The organism is Pseudomonas sp. IPO3774, assembly GCF_013386835.1.
Taxonomy (GTDB): domain Bacteria; phylum Pseudomonadota; class Gammaproteobacteria; order Pseudomonadales; family Pseudomonadaceae; genus Aquipseudomonas.
Genome location: NZ_JACAQY010000068.1, coordinates 58021 through 76183, shown reverse-complemented (window position 1 = coordinate 76183; position 18163 = coordinate 58021). Strand labels below are relative to the sequence as shown.

Sequence of the window (18163 nt, the reverse complement as noted above, 5' to 3'; positions counted from 1 at the left end):
CACTTGCGGATTACTGAGGGATCCGCCGCGGTTTCCACCCACTATTCAAACTTATCCGCAGCCGTGCCGGTGCATAGACTCAAGCCTTCTTTTTGAGCTCTACAGGTTGCCCCCATGGCCGACATACCCGACCAGTCCCTGCACCACGCGTTTATCGAAAACGCCCTGCCGCACTGGCTGAAAACCACCTCGCCACTCCGCCTGCGCGCACTCAACGACGTCGCCCGCCAAGGCATCCGCCACTATCCCCATGCCAGCGCCAGCCAGCATCAAGCGCTCAAGCCCGCGATCGCCGCACACTGGCAGCAGCAGGCTGCGATGGACCAGCGATTCCAGGCATTGACCGACGTGTACGCCTTCGCCGAACCGCTGCTGAAAAATGCCTTGAAGGCCTATGGCGAGATCGACGTCAGAACCACCTGCCTGCGGCTGTATGCCAGCGCCAAAGTTGCCTGGTGGGTGCACGATTTCAATCGTGGGGAGCAAAGCAAAACCCTGTCGCTGCTGGACGTCGCGCTAGCCAACTTTGCCGCCTCGGACACCTTCGTCGACTACGCCTTCCTGTCCGCCGAAGACCCACGCGGGCAGCGGGATACACTGACCTTGCGCCACTCCATCACCGGCGCGGTATTGACCGCTGAACAGTTCAAGCACATCTGCCGCACCCTGGACCTGGGCGCCCGCTACCAGAAAAGCCTGCGCCAGGCCCTGGGGTTCTATGACCCGGCGGTGACCCGGGCCGTGCGCCTGCAGATGATTGCCACTCAGAAGACTGCCCTGGGTACGGCGGCGCACCTGGCCTTGATCAACCGGGACATCGACGCCGATGCCCACGGCGCCGTGCTCGACCTGATCGCCGGCCGCGTCGCGCTGCTGGACGGTCAGGCGCTTGGATGCCATACCCTGAGCCTGATGAACACGGCATTGACCGGCATCCTGTTGCTGTTTGTCCCGCAGCCCACCCGACCCGTCGGCAAGGTGCTGGTGTACATCCCCGCAGACCCCGAACACCCTCTGAAGCAATACCCTTCGCCTGCGGCCTTCCTCAGCCACCTCACGGAAAAACTGCGGGACAGCCAGCGCTACCAGACCTTCTTCAGCCAGTTCATCGACCACGCCAGGCGCGGTGAATTCTTTGCCGGGCTCAATACACGCTTGAGCCGTGTGCGCTGGCATCAAACCGCCCACACCGACCCGCGCCCCAGCTGGCGCGACACCCCGACCACCCAGCCAAACCTGCAATTCAGCGTGCAGGCTATCGGTGACGATCACGTCAATCGCTCAACGCTCGCCGCCGAAAATGACCTGTGGAATTACCAGTACCGCCTCAAGTTAAACAAGATCGTCAACGATGCCCTGGACATCGCCGTGCCCACCGCCACCGCCGACCGCCACGCGCGCTGGGCCTGGTGGGACAACCTGGAAAAAATCCTCGGGGATATCTTCAATGCGGCGCTGCTGGTGCTGACGCCCTTCGTGCCGCTGCTGGGGGAAGCGATGCTCGCCTACAGCCTGTACCAGATCACCGACGAGGTGTTCGAGGGGATTGTCGATTGGGCCCAGGGGCGTGGTGCCGAGGCGGCGGAGCAAGTGGTCGCGGTGGCCGACAGCGTGATCCAGTTTGCCTTGTTCGGTGCTGCCAGCCAGTTGGGCCATGTCGCACGGCTCAAGCTCAGCCCCTTCGTCGAAGGCTTGCGCCCGGTGGTGCGGCCCGACGGCAGCACGCGCCTGTGGCACCCGGATATTGCGCCCTATGCTGTGAAAAACCTCGACCAGCCGCCCATTGTCGACGGCCTGCACACCCATCGGGGCAAGCAGATCCTCGCGCTGCAAGGTACTCACTTCGAAGTGCAGGCAGACCCTGAAACCGGCGACACGCGTATCGCTCACCCGGAGCGCGCCAACGCCTATCAACCCCTGGTGCGGTTCAACGGCGACGGCGCCTTCGTACATGAAGCCGAGCAACCGCGCACCTGGGACAGCGCCACGCTGATGCGCCGCCTGGGGCCGCGCACGGCGCCCTTCAGCAACCAGCAACTGCAGCAGATGCAACGCATCAGCGGTGCCGACGACGGTGTGCTGCGCAACCTTTACGTGCAAAACCGGCCGACCCCGCCGCTGCTGGAAGCGACCCTCAATCGCTATGAAGCCCAGCGCGCTGCCACACAGACCGTGCACACCATTCGCGCCGGCGCACCGCTGCCGCTGGATGCGACGTCCGCCTGGTTCGAGCAGACCATCACCGAGCTGCCGGGCTGGCCCCAAACCAAGGCATTGGAAGTGTTCGTGCGCTCGGACAAGAGCGGTGACTCCCACAAGTACGCCAACCCGCAGGCATCGCCGGCCGACACGCTGCAATTGAGCCTGACCGAGGTGATGTCCGGCGAGTTGCCGGCGCGGGTGCTGGAGTTTCTCGATGAGCCGTCGATCAGGCACCTGCTGGGCGGCGACGTGCCGCAAGCACTGCGCGTGCAAACCTTGCGCGATCAACTGGCGGACTCGGTGGCGCGCCAGACCGGTGACATCGCCGACTACATCCATCAAGCCCGCCAGGTCAGCGCCGATCCCCATGGACGCCGTTTGCGCGAGCAGGTCAGCCCGCTGGACCGGCCGCTGGCCGACACCCTGCTGGCCGGCACAACCCCGGCCGAACGGCAAACCCTGGACCACCACGTACCGCTGCGCCTGCTCAATCAGGCCAGGGAACTGAGCTTCGCCCAGCACAGTGTCCAGGCCTACGCGGGGTTCTTCCCGCCCTGGGCGATCACCGAAGGTACCGAGCGCCTGGTGCTCAATACCCTCAAGCACTACAGCGATGGCTTTGGCGACCTGCACCTGCAAATCCGCGATCGCCTGGTCAGCGGTACGCTGCGTTGTGAAGCCGGGCCGGCCGATGCCCGCCGGCGCCGGGTGCTGGTGCGCCAGAACGACATGGGCTACGAACTGTTCGATCAGCAGGGCCAGCGCCTGCATGGGCCGGATACCCTGTATGAATGCCTGTTGCGCGCGCTGTCCGAAGCGCAGCAACGTGAACTGGGCTACCGGCCCGGCCAGGGCGCCGGGCTCAAGCATTGGCTGATGGAAACCCTCGAACCCCTGGCCGAACGGCGCCGGGTGCTGGCCGAGCCACCGCTGCGCAGTACGGCAGATGTGCAGACCACCACCCTGCTCGGCGGCGCGGCCCTCGGCGGGTTGCGCCGCGCCCAGGAGCACCTGGGCCAGGCCCGCGCCCGGGAGGTGCTGGCCAGTCTGTTCCCGACCCTGGAGGAGGAACGCCTGCAGCGGTTCCTCAATGAGATCGGCCCGGGGCTGAACAACGATGTCCTCAATCGCCTGGTCCTGCAACGGCACAACCTGTACCGGGAGCTGGAGCAATGGAAGCGCCTGCCCGGCCCCCATCCCAAAAACAGCCGCATGGCCCGGGAGGAAAAACTGCGTAAAAATATCATTGCGCACAAACTCTATCGCTGCTGGGAAGACCGCCTCGCCGAGCACCGCGACGACTTGGGCCAGGTGCAGAGCGGCGCGAGCCTGGACCTCAGCGCCCTCGACCTGCCCGGCAGCCTGCCGCTGCTGGGCAATGGTTTCGAGCACGTCACCCAACTGAAGCTGGCCAACTGCATGTTCAACGACAGCCAGTGGCCCTTTCTGCAGGCATTCCCGTCCCTGCGGGAGCTGGACGTCAGTGCGAACGAACTGACGCGGCTGCCCGAGCCCATCGCCAACATGCGCTACCTGCGCGACCTCAACCTGGGGGAAAACCAGATCACGCTGCTCAACGGCGACATTGCGCGCCTGAAAAACCTCAAACACCTGCGCAACCTGAACCTGTACCGCAACCCGCTGACGCAGCCACCGAACATCTCGAAAATGCCGCACCTGCGCCGCCTGTTCCTCAGCCGCACCCCCATCACCCAATGGCCCACCGGGCTGTTTGCCCACCCACGGGAGGAGGGTTTCCTGCTGGACCTGAGCCAAACCCGGATTGATCATGTGCCAGCGCTCATGGCCGATAGCGCCGAGGCCCGGACCGTCGCCCATACCCGCCTGGACCGCAACACCCTGCTCAACGACCAGCGCCTGCTATACGAGCAGTACCGCGAAGCGGCCGGCCTGGACCCCAACCGCAGCTATGAACCCCGTGGAGAGAGCGGCCCGTGGCTGGAACGGGTCAGGCCGCCGTTACTGGGCAGGCGCCAGGAGCTGTGGCAAGCGGTGGAGCGCGAGCACGGCTCCCAGGGTTTGTTCGAGGTGATCAAGGCCCTTGAAGCGCCCGACTTCTTCCAGCGGCCCCAGGACATGGACATCTATTGGGACAATCTTGAAACGTTGCGCGAGCGCGTCTGGCGTTTGCTGGAGGCGGCCCACAACGATACGGCGCTGCGTGAAAAGCTGTTCAAGATGGCCAGTTTTCCCGGCCTGTGCGCCGACGGCAGTGCACAGATTTTCAATGACCTGGGCATCGAAGTGCTGGTCAGCGAAGCCCAGCGTTACTCCGCCTCGGCCAGCGAGCGCGAGGGCAAACTGGTGACGCTGGCAAAGGGCAATGCACGGCTCAAGCAATTGAACCGCATCGCCAGCGAGGACATTGCCCATCGGCTCAAACCCGAAGCCGAAGGCGGCCTCGGCCAATGGCTGCGTTCCCAACGACGGGAGGGCGTGATGGGTAACGTGGACGACGTGGAGGTCTACCTGAGCTACCAGACCTCCCTGGCCAAGCGCCTCGACCTGCCCTGGCTGTCGGAACACATGCTGTACCGCGACACCGGCGACGTAAAACCCACGCAGATCGAACAGGCCTACAGCACGGTGCTGGAGCTGGGCGAAGGCGATGGCCTGGTCAACCAGATGTTGCTGGAGCCCTATTGGGAAGAGTACCTGCACGACCACCACCCGAACACCCTTGAGGCCAATGCCCGGCATTTCGACGAGCAATGCGCGCGCCTTGATGAGTTGCAGGAAGCCCAGGCCAGGCTGGCCCAGGCCAACGGCTTACCCGACGAGCAGAAAGAAGCGTTGAGGCTCACGCTGATCGGTCTCGCCGACGCCCTGGGTGTGCCGCACCCACAAGTGCTGACCGGGCACCCCATGACGGACGACAGCTACAACCTGCTGCTCGACGAACTGGGCTACCGCGAAAAACAATGGATGCGCGAGTTGACCCACCAGGCTTTGGAACGCCACAGCCAACAACGTAACCGCGTCACGCGCCAGGTCTGACCGTATGGGTGTGTCATGGCACCCCCATTACCAGTACGCCGCTGCCGTTCAACGGCCCCTCGACAGGCAGGGACCCCGCCTGCTTGACCAGGGCGAACGTTACAACGTCGCTCCCGGAACTGTTGGTGATACGGGTCAGGAACGAGCCATTGACTCGAACCGCAGTCCCCTGACGGACAAGGGCCGTGCCCACGTTCGGATTACTCATCACCAGCGCATTGGCGTTGAACGAGGACGGCGTGCCTTTGTAGGTAATGGTGATCGGCGTGGTAATCCCCGGGTCCGGGCACCGGTAGGTGAGCGTGCGATCGGTACGAACGGTGGTTGATACGGGGTCGGTGCCTATCGCCCTCTGGTGCACGTTGCCGAAGTTGATTTCGATCGGTTGGTTATTGTTGATCGTGCACGACGACGGGGAGATGGTGAAGTCGTTGTTGGCGATGTACGTAAGCTGCAGGCTCGTGGAAAAGGAATCGTAGTTGTTGGTCTGGTCGAGACGTAACACGCCCAGAGTGTCACCTATTCGAATGTCGATCGGGTTGGTCGGGTTGTTGCGGATCAATATATAAGGGATGACATCGATCGGGATCGGAGACGTATTGTTAGGCATGGTCGCAATCCTGATACCCGCCTGGATAGGCGTGTTCCAATAACTGCCATTGATACGCAAGCCGGTCGTCTGGCTGACGAACTTCGGACCAGGCGACCAGGCCGGGCCGATCCTCGTCCCGGTGGCCCAGTAGTCCTGCCGTCCATCCGGGGTATAGCTGTCCGGTTCAAACCGGCATTCGATCCTCACCCCGGACAGGAGAATGCGCGGCTCATTCACCTCCAGCCGCACATTCACCGGAACCTGCAGGTTCAACGTCCCGCCAATGCTCACCCGTTGCCAATTGCCGCCATTGACCCGGCAATCAGCCGCTTTCACGGTCGTCGTGACGCCAGCCAGGGCAAGCAGCACAACGGCTCCAAATAGTCGTTTCATGTTGTTCTCTTTCATCCCATGCATAACGGTTTAGCGTTACGGATAATCCAGCGTAAACGTCGAAGTCACACGGTAGCTGCCGTGCCCGATGGTCTTGTCCCGCAGGGCATCCGGCTCACCCTGCACATAGGCCTTGAGCAGGATTACGTTGTTGCCGGGGCTCAATTTCTGTTCGTCGCCGACCTTGTTCACCGGCACCGGCTTGTCGCTCAGTGTCTCCAAACCCAGCCCGATACCAGAGGCACCGCTGCCACCGTCCAGCGCAAACAAACCGGGCAGCGCGCGGTTTTCCGCACCGTTGAACAGGATGGTCACCGAGTCGCTGATGGTGGTATTGCAGTCATCCAGGTGCAGGGTGAAACGTTTGCCCACTGAGCGTGTGTTGATGTAGAGGTGCTTGCTGGTCAGGTCCCACAGCTCCAGGGTGATGGCTTCATCGCCCGGGCGGATGGTGCAGGCCTGTTCCACCAGGTTGCCCTTGAACCTCAGGTTGTCCACCGCCTGCGCCGTGGCCGCCAGGCCGAAGGTCAGCAGCAGGACCAGCCCCTTATGAATCATTGCGTGTCGCATACACTCGACTCCTACTGGTATTCAGCCAACAGCGTGGCCACCGCCGTGAACCCTTGGGCCTTCAGGACCGAACCCGGCCGTTTGACCGGCACCACTTCCAAGGTCGGCGGTGCCGCCAGGCTGATGTCCAGCGGCGTGTTGAGGCGAAACGGCGCGTTGTTCTGGTACAGCCGAATGCCCAGGTCAGGCGCAGTGGTCTGCAGGGCCGCGTTATCAAAGGTTGTCTCTGCGCCCTTGACGCTCAACTTCAACAGCCACGGCAGCGTGGAGGCGCCGCAGCGGATGGTGTAGCCGACGGCCCTGCGATATTTCACGCCATCGACACGCTTGGTGCCGACATCCCCGAAATCGACTTCAATCGTGCTGCCCGAATCAATCGTGCAGGGCGGCGGCTCGTTCAGCGTTCCGTTGAACGTCAGGTTGGCCGACGCAGCACTGAAAAAGCCGAAGCAACACAAGCCGAGCAACGTTCGCTGTGGCCAACATTTCATTGATCGTTTCCTCATTATTGGTACTCGATCACGAGGGTGGCGGCGGTCGCAAATGCCCCGCCCGTCAGCGTGCTGCCTGCGCGCTTGACCGGCACCGCCTGCACGACCGGAAAGGTCGGATGGGTAAACCTGAGCGGCGTGTTCAGCGGCCAGTCCGCCCCATTGGCGAAGAGCTTGACCCCCAGGTCGGTCTTGGGGGTCGAGAGCACTTTGTTATCAAACCCGGCTGCCGCGCCCTTGAGTTCCAGGGTCATCGCGTTGCTGTAAACGGGAGGACTGCAGGTGACGGTATACGGCACGTCCCGTCGATAATTCACGCCATCAATCCGTGACGTCAGCAGGTCATTGCCGAACGGCACATTCAGTGTGCCGCCGCTGTTAATCACGCACGGTGGAGGTGCAATGATGGTCGCGCGGATCGTCAGGTTGGTATCGGCCTGCACGCCCTGGCTGACCACCCACAGCAGTCCCGCACCGATAAAAATGGCCCACGGGCCGGTTAACCTGGTCATTGCTCTGCCCTTACTCATAATTGAGCCTGAAATCCACCACGGCCCGGAATGCACCGCTGGTCAGGGGTGCCGGGGTGCGCGTGGGCTGGACGTTCCAGGTCTGCGTGTTGCGGCCCAAGGGCAAGAACAATGGCTCCCCCCTTGAACCCAGCTGTACATCGCGCCCCTGGGAATCGGTCAGGCGCAGGCCCATCCCGGTGATGCCTTGCACCTTGACCAGCCGTGAATCATCGGCATCGGCTGGTGCGATGAACGCCACCGAGAGCACCGGTTGATAAGCACTCCATGTCAGGTTCCCCGTGCGTTCACTGGCGATGCGGCCGGCGGTGCGCCGGCAATCCTCGAACAGCAGTTGAAAGGCCACGGAGGTCGCCTGGTCACCCGGCCGTTGCAACTGGCTGGCCGACACCGGGCCCAGGTCGATCGTCTGGTGCAGGGATGCCATCTCCAGGCTGCAGGGGGTTTCGTGCATGGACCCGAGAATGTTGAGCATCCCGACCATGCCCTCCACATCCTCGTCATCCGCGGCGTGCGCCGGCCCCATCAGGGCCAGCAACAGACCGCCCAAGACCTTCACTGTGTGCAACTTCATGACGTTCTCCGGCAGCAGGCACTACTGATTGGCCACAGACAGTTGCGTGTTCACCTTGCATGTCTCGCCACTGCAGGTGAACGCCAGCAGCGGACGGCCACCGTAATCATTCACGTAGGACAAATAGGGGGTGGTGCCGAGCTCCTTGGCAGTCGGCCCCAGGGCCTGCGTGCCTTTGGGCGGGACCATCACCGGCTCGAAGCCCGGTATGGTCTTGCCGTCCTTGCTGCTGCGCGCATCCACCAGGGTCACGTAGTAAGGCGTGGGGTTATTCACCTGGTAGTGATCGCCTTGCCGGGTAAGGGTCAGCTTTTCCTGCCATGGGTTGGACAGGTCCTGCTGGGTGGGGGTAATTGCCTGCGGCCGGTAAAACAATTTGATCCGGGTTTGCAGGGCGATTTGCAGGGTGTTGGGCTTGTCGCTGCGCGGCGGAATTTCCCGCAGGTTGAAGTAGTAGACCGTCTCTCGATCCTGGGGCAGCGATTTGGCGGCCGGCAACGCCTGGACTTTTACCTGGCTCTGCTTGCCGGGCTCCAGGCGTTGGACCGGTGGCAGCACGATCAACGGCGAGGTGATCTTGTTGCCCTCTTCATCCTCGATCCAGCCCTGGGCCAGGTACGGCAACTGGGGGTTGTTGTTGGTGATGTTGACGCTGGTTGCGTCTTTGCCACCGTCGAAAATCACGCGGGTACGGTCCAGGCCGACAGCGGCGTTGGCGCTCTGGCTCAAGACCGCCAGCAGCAGTGCATAGGTAAAACGTGTGCTGTGTTTCATGAGGATGGGTTCTCCATAGTGTTTCGCTGGCCGGTCAGGGTGGCTGGCTCGGGTGAGGCTTGATCGACGGCTACCCTCTGGCAGCGCAGTTGCAGGGCATCGGTGAACGCATCCGTTGGCAACTCGACGGGCAGCGTCAGGACGCAGCGCTCGGTGCCGCCCCAACTGACGATCATCTGCTCGCCGGCCTGAATGCCGCTCAGGTAGACATCCCCGCCGTCATTCACCACCCCGGTGTCCTGCTGCTTGCGGTTTTTCACCGTGGCGCCGAAGGGCGGTGCGCTGCCATCCGGCAGGCGAAGAACCGCCATGGCCTTCTGGCCGGAAATCACTTCCAGGGATCGGTAGCCAATGGCCCCCTCGGTGAGGGTCAGTTGCGTCACGGATTGAGTGGCCTCGACATCGCTGGGCAATTTCTCCAGGTCAACACTGGCCGCCGTACGCTGGTAGCTGGTGATGTCGGAGATGACCGCCTTGCCGAACGCGTTGCTGCGGGTCGGCGTGCCGTAGCCCCGCACGGGCACATCGGGCACACCGGCGGTATCGACCAGCAGCCGGGTTCCGCCGGTACTGGTGGTTCGATGCAGCGCCCCGCCGTAAGGGGTGAGAGTGCCGCCGCCACGCACGGATGCACTGAGGGTGCGGTTATTGCCTTGTTGCGTCGTGGCACTAAGGTCGATGTCGGCCTGGTCACCAATATGGCTCAGGTAGCCGCTGGCCGAGGTGTCGCTGGCACTGACCTGGTAGCTGTTACGTTCATCCAGGCGATCGGCGTAGCGTGTGGTAAAGCTGTTTTTGCCGCCGGCCCTGTTGGCATCCATCGACAGGGTGCCGGTGGGTCCCAATGGCAGGCTGACCGTCAGCGCTGCTCCGTTGTCCTTATATTGGTATTCATGGGTGCGATATAAATTCAGCGACAGGCTCATGTTCCTGACAGAGCCCACGTTGAAGTAACGAGACGCCGACAGGTTCCAGCGCTGGGTGTCCGGCCGGTTCCAATAGGTTTGTTTGTTGTAGCTGGCATACACCGTGGTGTTCAGATCGCGGAACTGTTTGTTCACCGTGACCGTATACAGCGCCTTGTTACCGCCAATGGGTTTCCAGTGTTCAATGAAGTTACCGTCTTCATCGAACACGCCGCGCCCACCCAATTCACCGTTCAGCCCATAGTGCCGAGCATCCAGGTATTGGCTCATGCTCAAGTAGTTCTTCTCGGAGAACCGATAACCGGCGAAGGTGACCTGGCTGTCGTACTCTTCAAAGTTCTTGGAATATTGAAGGCGGTAGGATTTGCCCGAAAGTGTCTGGCCCCACAGGCTGGCGCGAGACTGGGTGACGTCCAGGGAAACGGCCCCGAACGCCAGCAAATCCCGCCCCGCGCCCACCGACAGCGCACGGTAGTTGTTATCCGTTATCGCACCGCCCAGCAGCGACCAACCATTGCTGATCCCCCAGGAGAACTCGCCGGTACCGAAAAAGTCACCGCGGGATTCGTACTGCAGGTTGGACGGTCGCCCGGCAGACAGCTTGTAACGAACCTGCCCGGGACGCGTCAGGTAGGGAACGCCTGCCGTATCGAGCTGGAATTTCTGTACCGAACCGTCCTGCTCCTCGACCCGCACATCCAGCGTGCCGGACACGGCGTCGTTAAGGTCCTGGATCCGAAAAGGGCCTGCCGCCACCAGCGTTTCATAGAGCACACGCCCCTGCTGGCTGATGACAACCTTTGCATTGGTCTTGGCCACCCCGACCACTTCCGGTGCATAGCCCCGCAGGTTGGGCGGCAGCTGGCTTTCGTCTGACTTGAGCCCGGCACCGGTAAAGCGGAAGCTGTCGAACAGGTCCGAATACAGGTAGTCCTCGCCCAACACCAGGCGTGCCTTCAGCGCAGGAATGGCGCGATATGCGTAATAGCGACTCCACTCCAGTTTTTGCCGGCTGGCCTGCGCCTCGCGGTCTTTCTCGACACGCCCTTGCCAATCCGCCCGCAGGCGCCAGGCCCCGGCATTGGCCCCGAGTGTGCCGTTACCGCTGAGGTCATTGCGCGTACCGTCACCTTTGCGGTAGCTGGACTGCGCCGTCATGTTGTAGTCGACCAGCAGCCCCGGCACCCCCTCGTCCCAACGTGACGGCGGGTCCCAGTTGATGGCGCTGTATTCCAGGTAGGCCTGGGGAAGGTTGATGTCCAGGGTGGACGTGCCCAGGTCGGCACTGACCTCCATGCCGGGCAAGCCCGTGACATCCAGGCACTGCCCGCCCTTCCACCACTTCAGCTGGTCAGCACCGGACGCCTTGAGGCCCAGTTGCTCGACAAGCTCGCGCGATAAACAGGGCACACTGCCTTTGGGATCATCATCGGGGGCAAAGAACGCCACCGATTGTTCAGATATAGGTTGGGTATTGAGCTGGACCACCATCGAGTAGGTGCCAGGCAAGATAAACCCACTGCGTGCAAACTGAGACAGGTCAATATTGGAGCGATCAATCAGATCAAGAACGTCGGTATTAAACTCAATATCCCCGGCGCCCATTGCAGTTCCAGCCAGTGATATCAACCCGCCAAAGAGGCTGGGGCGCAGCGTATTCATGACTTTCGACGTATTCAACATACACGCAACTCAATCTTCAAAAGTATTCCAACTTGAACCGCACTGCCGCGCGGTGAGCCCCTGCCAACAGCGGCACTCCGTTGCCCACCAGGCGGAGCCTGTAATGAAGTGTCATGTCGCCATCAACCACCGGCAGCAGCGCCATCGGCACTCCCGGCACACTCACCTGGCCAGCGGCGTCCTCAATATGGAAAGCAACCCCCTGCGAGGCCCCAAAGGCCGCAAAGGTGCGCCCGCCCATATCGCTGGGCCCGTCGAACGTCACGCGAAGATGCTCCCAGTCCGGCAGCGTTTCGCCGGGGCGCAGCGGGTCGGGACGCGTCACGGTGCAGTTGACCAGCCGTAGCTGGAACGGCTGCATTTGCCCCGCGCCCTCTCGCAACAGGCGGCCGATGGGTTCGGGAGGCATGTCGATGGTCTGATCGGCAGTGACCGCTTCCAGCCCGCAGGCCGAGTCGATGATCTCGCCTCCCAGCGTGACGAGCCCATCGCCTTGCACACGCGTCTGCGCGGCATCACAAGGGCTGATGAACAACGTCAATGAAGAGGCAATAGCGAGACTTATGAATGTTTTCACCTAGATCTCCCGCCAGTTTTCCCCCGCCACCAGTGGTGGCGGGGGAAACACTTACTGATAAGCCAAGGTGAAGTTGGTGACCGCGCTGAAATCACCAGGAACGATGTCGCCTGTCGCCTGGCCTTGTACGTAGGCACCGAACTGCAGGGTGTTATTACCGGCAACAATGGCCTGCGGAGTGGTTGGCACGCCCAGCTCAATCGCTTTGCCGCCGTGGGTCATCATGATGCCGATGCCGCCCGCGCTGCCGACCGTGCCGATGCCGCCAGGCACAACGCTGGACGGTGCACCGGTGAAGGTAGTGGTCACGGTGTTATCGGTGAGGCCAGACAGGTCGCAACCTTCAAGCTCGATCGCCACGGGGCGGGCGGTGGACTTGCCGCCGGATTGCAACTGATGCTTTGCAATAGCGCCAAGTGCAACTGACTGATCCACAGACTCAGGCTTGATAGAGCAAGCACCCGAATGGACCGAACCGGTAAATGTAATCGTCCCGTCCGCCGCATTAGCAACAGAGATCGAACCCGCCAACAGGCCGACAGTCAACAGCGCAGCTTTTACTTTAGTCTTCATTTGCAGAGGCTCACATGTATTAAAAATCAAAACGAAATCCTGGCTTAGTTGCGCACAGGACTTAATTAACCCAGCGCCAGAACAATTTCCTGAAGCAATGGAAATCGGATGCTTTCCAATTACTTGTATTGCAATTCAGGAGTTCGTTCGAGGCCGGGCAATTATCCATTTCGATTTTGAATATGAAAGCCGGTCGATTCGCTTATTCACGTAGCCTTGTCACACCAAGACACATAGGAAAATTATGGCACTTTGCCAAAACTTTTGAATCAACCGTAAGAAACGGACTACATCAACTTAACGAGAATGATTTAGTGCAGAACAAGTCCGTAAGAATAGGATTACATATTATAAAAAACAACAGTAATTACTGGGGCGCGCCAACTAACAAGTTGGCGAATATGTCGAAAGGGTCAGTGCGCTGATCGGCCCGTTTCGAGTCCCGTCTCACAAGACGCGAGATGACCGTTCGTCTGCCGGGGTTGCGGCGGCAATAAGATATATCTTACGTTGTATCTAAACCAAACGAGAGCACCCGAAATGAGAGACCATCATTCACACCGCGACCCCGGTGACAGCCGCGACGGCTTCGACAAACGTCCAGGCCGCGAGCGCGGCGGCCGTGGCCCACGGGTCTTCGCCCCCGGCGACCTGAAACTGCTGCTGCCGGCGCTGATCGCCGAACAGCCGTGCCATGGCTACGACCTGATTCGCCGGATCGAGACCCTGTTCGACGGCGCCTACAGCCCCAGCCCCGGCGTGATCTACCCCACGCTGACCTTTCTCGAAGAAAGCGAATTGATTACCGGCGACGCCGAAGACGGAAAAAAACGCTACACAATCACCGACGCCGGTCGTCTCTTCTTAAGCGAACAGGCGGTTGCCCTCGAAGGCATTCGCATGCGCATGGATGTGAGCAAACGTTCGCTGCGGGGCCAGGACCGTCCGCCGGAAATCCACGAGGCGGTGCATAACCTGCGCCACGCCTTGCATTCGCACCACGGGCGCTGGAGCCCGGAAGAAATCGTTCGTGTCGCGGCGCTGCTCAACAGCACCGCCCAAGCCATTGCCGACGGGAAAGCTCAATGAATACCCAAGCCATCCACCGCGTGACCCACGAAATCAAACGCCGCCGCCTCGAAGTCCTGCGGGTGGTCGACATCACCCCGCGCATGCGCCGCATCACCCTGGGCGGGCCGGAACTGGCGGGCTTTATCAGCCTGGGCAGTGACGATCACATCAAGCTGCTGTTCCCACAGAACGCCGCCGAACAAGCGGCGCTGGACAGCCCCGACTTCAACCTGCGCGGTGACGGCCCGCAACCCGCCATGCGCGACTACACCCCACGCCGGTACGACCTGGACATCGGCGAGCTGGACATCGACTTCGTGCTGCATGGCGATGGCCCTGCCTCCACCTGGGCCGAGCAGGCCAAGGTCGGCCAGCACCTGCATATCGGTGGGCCGCGTGGCTCGATGATCGTGCCGGATATCTTCGACAGCTACCTGTTGATCGGCGATGAAACCGCGATCCCGGCGATTGCCCGGCGCCTGGACGAATTACCGGCGGGGCGCAAGGTATTGGCGGTGATCGAGATCGCCAATGCGGCGGAACAGCAGCCGCTGGCCAGCGCTGCCGAAGTGGAAGTGATCTGGGTGGTGCGCGGCCAGGATGACCTGCTCGAGACGGTGCAGAACCTGACGCTGCCGGGCGGTTCGCTGTACAGCTTTGTCGCCACCGAGAGCAAGCTCTCGCGCCAGGTACGGCGGGTGCTGCTGGACACGCACAACGTCAATGAGGCATTCCTCAAGGCCGTGGGTTACTGGCAACAGTGATCCCTGTAGGAGCGAGCTTGCTCGCGAAGAACCTGAGAGCGCCGCGTTAAACCAGACACACTGCGTTATCGTTAACGTTCTTCGCGAGCAAGCTCGCTCCTACAGATTTTATCCAGCCCCACCACCCCCAGAGCAATCAGCACAAACCCCACCAGAATCCCCCCGGCATTGATGAACACCTGTGGATAACCCAGGGTGTCCACGTTAATGAACGGGTACTGATACAGCCCCCACACATACCCGCGCAACAACGCATAGGCGAAGTACACCACCGGGTAAATCACCCACAGCCCGATGTGTTTGAGGCGCAGACTGCCCTTGGGCACGCACCACCACCAATACGCGACAAACACCAACGGCATCACGTCGTGCAGCAACTCGTCCGCCACAAACTGCACCCCCGCAGGCTGCCACATGTGGCGCAACAACAGGCTGTAGGCGAGACTGACCACGACAATGCTCACGGCAATCCCGCTGCTGACTACGGGCCCGAGGAAGAATCGGCTCGCCGCGGTTGGCCGTTGCACCCACGCATGGGTCAACACCACCGCCACCAGGGTGTTGGTGAGCACGGTGAAGAAGCTGAAGAAATTCACCAGGCCCGGCAACAGGCTGGCGCCATCGACCCAGCGGAAGTAGAAAATGATGTACTGCTGCAGCGCCAGGCCGGCCCAACCGCCGAGGGCTGCGAGGCCGATAAGGTGACGTTTCACCTCAATCCTCGACCGGTCGCTTGGTGCGCATCAACTTCACGTACAGGCCCTCGACCTTCTCCCGCGCCCACGGGGTCTTGCGCAGGAACGACAGGCTCGACTTGATGCTCGGGTCACTGGAAAAACAACGGATGTTGATGCGTTCGGCCAGGCCTTCCCATTGGTAATGCGCCACCAGCGCGGTGAGGACCTGTTCCAGGGTGACGCCGTGCAGTGGGTCTTTGTTTGTCGCGGTCATGCCGGGCCTTTTGTGCAGAAAAGAAGAAAACGAAGCCGCGCACCTTAGCGGACGGGCCGTGCGGGTGGAAGCGTTGCCTTCACTATAGGCCACTGTTCGATCGTTCCCACGCCCTGCATGGGAATGCCGAATTGGACGCTCTGCGTCCCTCGGTCGACGCAAGTTTTAACCCTGCGCAATGGTGACGCAGAGCGTCACGGCATGCATTTCCACGCAGAGCGTGGGAACGATCAGCGTGGGAGTGATCGAGCGGGGTTTGGGAAAGTTCCCCTTGGCAGGGAAAAAAGTGATGTTATATTGTAACGATAACTATCAAAGGGTATCGAATCCCTTACCGTTTTCAGCCTTCTCTTTTTGCCGTTTGCCAAGGAACGACCGATGTCCCTCTCTTCTCTCTGGCGCCTCACCCCGCTGGCCGCCGCCCTGTTGATCACCTCCCAGGCCAACGCCCTGGAACTGCAACCTCAAGTCATCACCGGCAACCCGCTGGGCAGCGAAACCCTCGCCTCGCCCACCACCGTGCTGGAAGGCGATGACCTGACCCTGCAACAAAAAGGCAGCCTGGGTGAAACCCTGAACAAGCAGCCCGGTGTGTCGTCGTCGTACTTCGGCCCGGGGGCCAGCCGGCCGATCATTCGTGGCCAGGATGGTGACCGCATTCGCCTCCTGCGCAACGGAGTCGGCGCGCTGGATGCCTCGTCGTTGTCCTATGACCACGCCGTGCCGCTGGACCCGGTCAACGTCGACCGCATCGAAATCGTGCGTGGCCCGGCCGCCCTGCTCTATGGCGGCAGCGCCATCGGCGGCGTGGTCAATACCTTCGACAACCGCATCCCCACCGAAGCCATCGAAGGCATTCACGGTGCTGGTGAATTGCGCTACGGCGGCGCCGACACCACCCGCAGCAGCGCCGGCAAACTGGAAGCCGGCAACGGCACCTTCGCCTTGCACCTGGACGCCAGCGCGCGGGAATTCAACGACCTGAAAATCCCCGGCTTTGCCCGCAGCCGCCATGCACCGCCAAGCGACGACGGTGAAGGCAAGAACGGTCGCCTCGGCAACAGCGACGGACGCCAGGACGGTGGTGCAGTCGGCGGTTCCTACACTTGGGACGACGGTTACGCCGGGCTGTCCTACAGCAACTACGACAGCAACTACGGCTCCCCGGCCGAGCAGGACGTGCGCATCCGCATGAAGCAGGATCACTACGCCTTTGCGTCCGAAATCCGCAACCTGCAAGGCCCGTTCACCTCGGTCAAACTCGACGCCGGCTATACCGACTACAAGCACATGGAAATCGAAGGCGGCGAGACCGGCACCACCTTCAAGAACAAGGGCTATGAAGCCCGGGTGGAAGCGCGACACTTGCCGATCGGGCCGTTCAACGGCGTGGTGGGCGCCCAAGTCAGTCGCAATGAATTCTCGGCCCTGGGTGAAGAAGCCTTCGTGCCACAGACCGATACCAACGCCGGCGCGCTGTTTATTCTCGAAGAAATGCAGGCCACCGAGCGCCTCAAGCTGAGCCTCGGCGGGCGCCTGGAACACACTAACGTCGACCCGGACGGCAAAGGCAACGCACGCTTCGCCAATGCCGACAAATCCGCCGACTTCACCGCCGGCAGCCTGTCGTCCGGCGCGGTGTACACCCTCACGCCGATCTGGTCCCTGGCCGCCACCCTCGGCTACACCGAACGTGCCCCGACCTTCTACGAGCTGTATGCCAACGGCGCTCACGTCGCCACCGGCACCTATGAACTGGGCGACGCCAACCTGTCGAAAGAAAAAGCCGTGTCCAGCGACCTGGCGCTGCGCTTCGACAACGGCACCCACAAGGGCAGCTTCGGCGTGTTCTACAGCCACTTCTCCAATTACATCGGCCTGCTGGGCAGCGGTCGCACCTTGAATGACGAAGGCGAGGAAGACACCGGCGGCATCCCTGAGTACAAATATTCCGGTGTGCGTGCGCGTTTCGCAGGCTTTGAAGCCCAGGATCACATCAAGCTGGGGGAAGGTGCCTATGGCAAATTCGCGCTGGAACTGTCGGGCGACTACACCCGTGCAACCAACCTGGACACGGGTGAAGCGTTGCCCCGCATTGCACCGTTGCGTTTGAACAGCGGCCTCTTGTGGGAACTGGATCGCTGGCAGGCGCGGATTGACGTTGAACACGCGGCGGGCCAGGGCCGGGTGCCGGATAACGAAAGCGGCACCGACGGCTACACCACCTTGGGCGCCAGCGCCGGCTACCGCTTCAATGTCGGCGGCAGCCAGTGGCTGGCGTTCGTCAACGGCGAGAACCTGACGAACCAGACCGTGCGCTACGCCAGTTCGATCCTGCGGGACATCGCCCCGGCGCCGGGTCGAAGTGTGCAGGTTGGGTTGCGCACCACCTTCTAACTGACTGCACTCGGTTAAAACTGTGGGAGCGGGCTTGCTCGCGAAAGCGCAGTGTCAGTCAATACATGGGTGACTGA

15 protein-coding genes are annotated in these 18163 nt (G+C 61.7%); 4 read left to right on the top strand and 11 right to left on the bottom strand.

Features of this window, described 5'->3' with window-relative positions:
• Positions 1–114: 114 nt before the first annotated feature.
• Positions 115–5220, top strand: coding sequence for an NEL-type E3 ubiquitin ligase domain-containing protein (locus HYE77_RS30355; RefSeq protein ID WP_177070284.1), 5106 nt, complete (start codon positions 115–117; stop codon positions 5218–5220).
• A gap of 13 nt (positions 5221–5233) precedes the next feature.
• On the opposite strand, the gene HYE77_RS30350 is transcribed toward HYE77_RS30355, so the two are convergent.
• Genes HYE77_RS30350 through HYE77_RS30310 form a run of 9 tightly spaced genes read right to left on the bottom strand, consistent with a single transcriptional unit; the run spans position 5234 to position 12903 of the window.
• A complete protein-coding gene (locus HYE77_RS30350) occupies positions 5234–6205 on the bottom strand; it encodes a fimbrial protein (protein WP_008435561.1) in 972 nt (323 codons plus the stop codon).
• 36 nt (positions 6206–6241) lie between these two features.
• Positions 6242–6775, bottom strand: coding sequence for a fimbrial protein (locus HYE77_RS30345; protein WP_087692798.1), 534 nt, complete (start codon positions 6773–6775; stop codon positions 6242–6244).
• Between the two features lie 11 nt (positions 6776–6786).
• Positions 6787–7266, bottom strand: a complete 480-nt coding sequence (locus HYE77_RS30340; protein WP_134327276.1) for a fimbrial protein — start codon at positions 7264–7266, stop codon at positions 6787–6789.
• A gap of 14 nt (positions 7267–7280) precedes the next feature.
• Positions 7281–7778, bottom strand: a complete 498-nt coding sequence (locus HYE77_RS30335; RefSeq protein ID WP_134327277.1) for a fimbrial protein — start codon at positions 7776–7778, stop codon at positions 7281–7283.
• 10 nt (positions 7779–7788) lie between these two features.
• Positions 7789–8370 (bottom strand): fimbrial protein, encoded by a 582-nt coding sequence (locus HYE77_RS30330; protein WP_003216422.1) that lies wholly within the window; start codon positions 8368–8370, stop codon positions 7789–7791.
• A 21-nt stretch (positions 8371–8391) separates the two neighbouring features.
• A complete protein-coding gene (locus HYE77_RS30325) occupies positions 8392–9144 on the bottom strand; it encodes a fimbria/pilus periplasmic chaperone (protein ID WP_003216420.1) in 753 nt (250 codons plus the stop codon).
• Positions 9141–11753 carry an outer membrane usher protein gene (locus HYE77_RS30320; protein WP_177066634.1) on the bottom strand — a complete coding sequence of 871 codons (2613 nt, stop codon included), beginning with the start codon at positions 11751–11753 and terminating at the stop codon, positions 9141–9143. Before HYE77_RS30320 ends, HYE77_RS30325 begins: the two co-directional genes overlap by 4 nt.
• A gap of 16 nt (positions 11754–11769) precedes the next feature.
• The gene (locus HYE77_RS30315) at positions 11770–12330 is read right to left on the bottom strand and encodes a fimbrial protein (protein WP_023659209.1); all 561 of its coding nucleotides are present in this window, start codon (positions 12328–12330) and stop codon (positions 11770–11772) included.
• Positions 12331–12381: 51 nt separating this feature from the next.
• On the bottom strand, positions 12382–12903 hold the full coding sequence (locus tag HYE77_RS30310) for a fimbrial protein (RefSeq protein WP_023659208.1): 522 nt from the start codon (positions 12901–12903) through the stop codon (positions 12382–12384).
• A gap of 540 nt (positions 12904–13443) precedes the next feature.
• Here HYE77_RS30310 and HYE77_RS30305 point away from each other — a divergent pair.
• Together HYE77_RS30305 and HYE77_RS30300 are read left to right on the top strand one after the other, a co-directional pair.
• Positions 13444–13992, top strand: coding sequence for a PadR family transcriptional regulator (locus HYE77_RS30305; protein WP_003216412.1), 549 nt, complete (start codon positions 13444–13446; stop codon positions 13990–13992).
• Entirely contained in the window at positions 13989–14738 is a 750-nt protein-coding gene (locus tag HYE77_RS30300) for a siderophore-interacting protein (RefSeq protein ID WP_008435572.1), read from the top strand. Before HYE77_RS30305 ends, HYE77_RS30300 begins: the two co-directional genes overlap by 4 nt.
• A 71-nt stretch (positions 14739–14809) precedes the next feature.
• Here the strand turns inward: HYE77_RS30300 and HYE77_RS30295 are convergent, their stop codons facing one another.
• Together HYE77_RS30295 and HYE77_RS30290 are read right to left on the bottom strand one after the other, a co-directional pair.
• Entirely contained in the window at positions 14810–15451 is a 642-nt protein-coding gene (locus HYE77_RS30295) for a Pr6Pr family membrane protein (protein ID WP_003216408.1), read from the bottom strand.
• A 1-nt stretch (position 15452) separates the two neighbouring features.
• Positions 15453–15689, bottom strand: a complete 237-nt coding sequence (locus HYE77_RS30290) for a VF530 family DNA-binding protein (protein ID WP_003216406.1) — start codon at positions 15687–15689, stop codon at positions 15453–15455.
• Positions 15690–16067: 378 nt separating this feature from the next.
• Between HYE77_RS30290 and HYE77_RS30285 the strand changes: the two genes are divergently transcribed.
• The gene (locus tag HYE77_RS30285) at positions 16068–18086 is read left to right on the top strand and encodes a TonB-dependent receptor (RefSeq protein ID WP_177070282.1); all 2019 of its coding nucleotides are present in this window, start codon (positions 16068–16070) and stop codon (positions 18084–18086) included.
• The last annotated feature ends 77 nt before the right edge of the window (positions 18087–18163 follow it).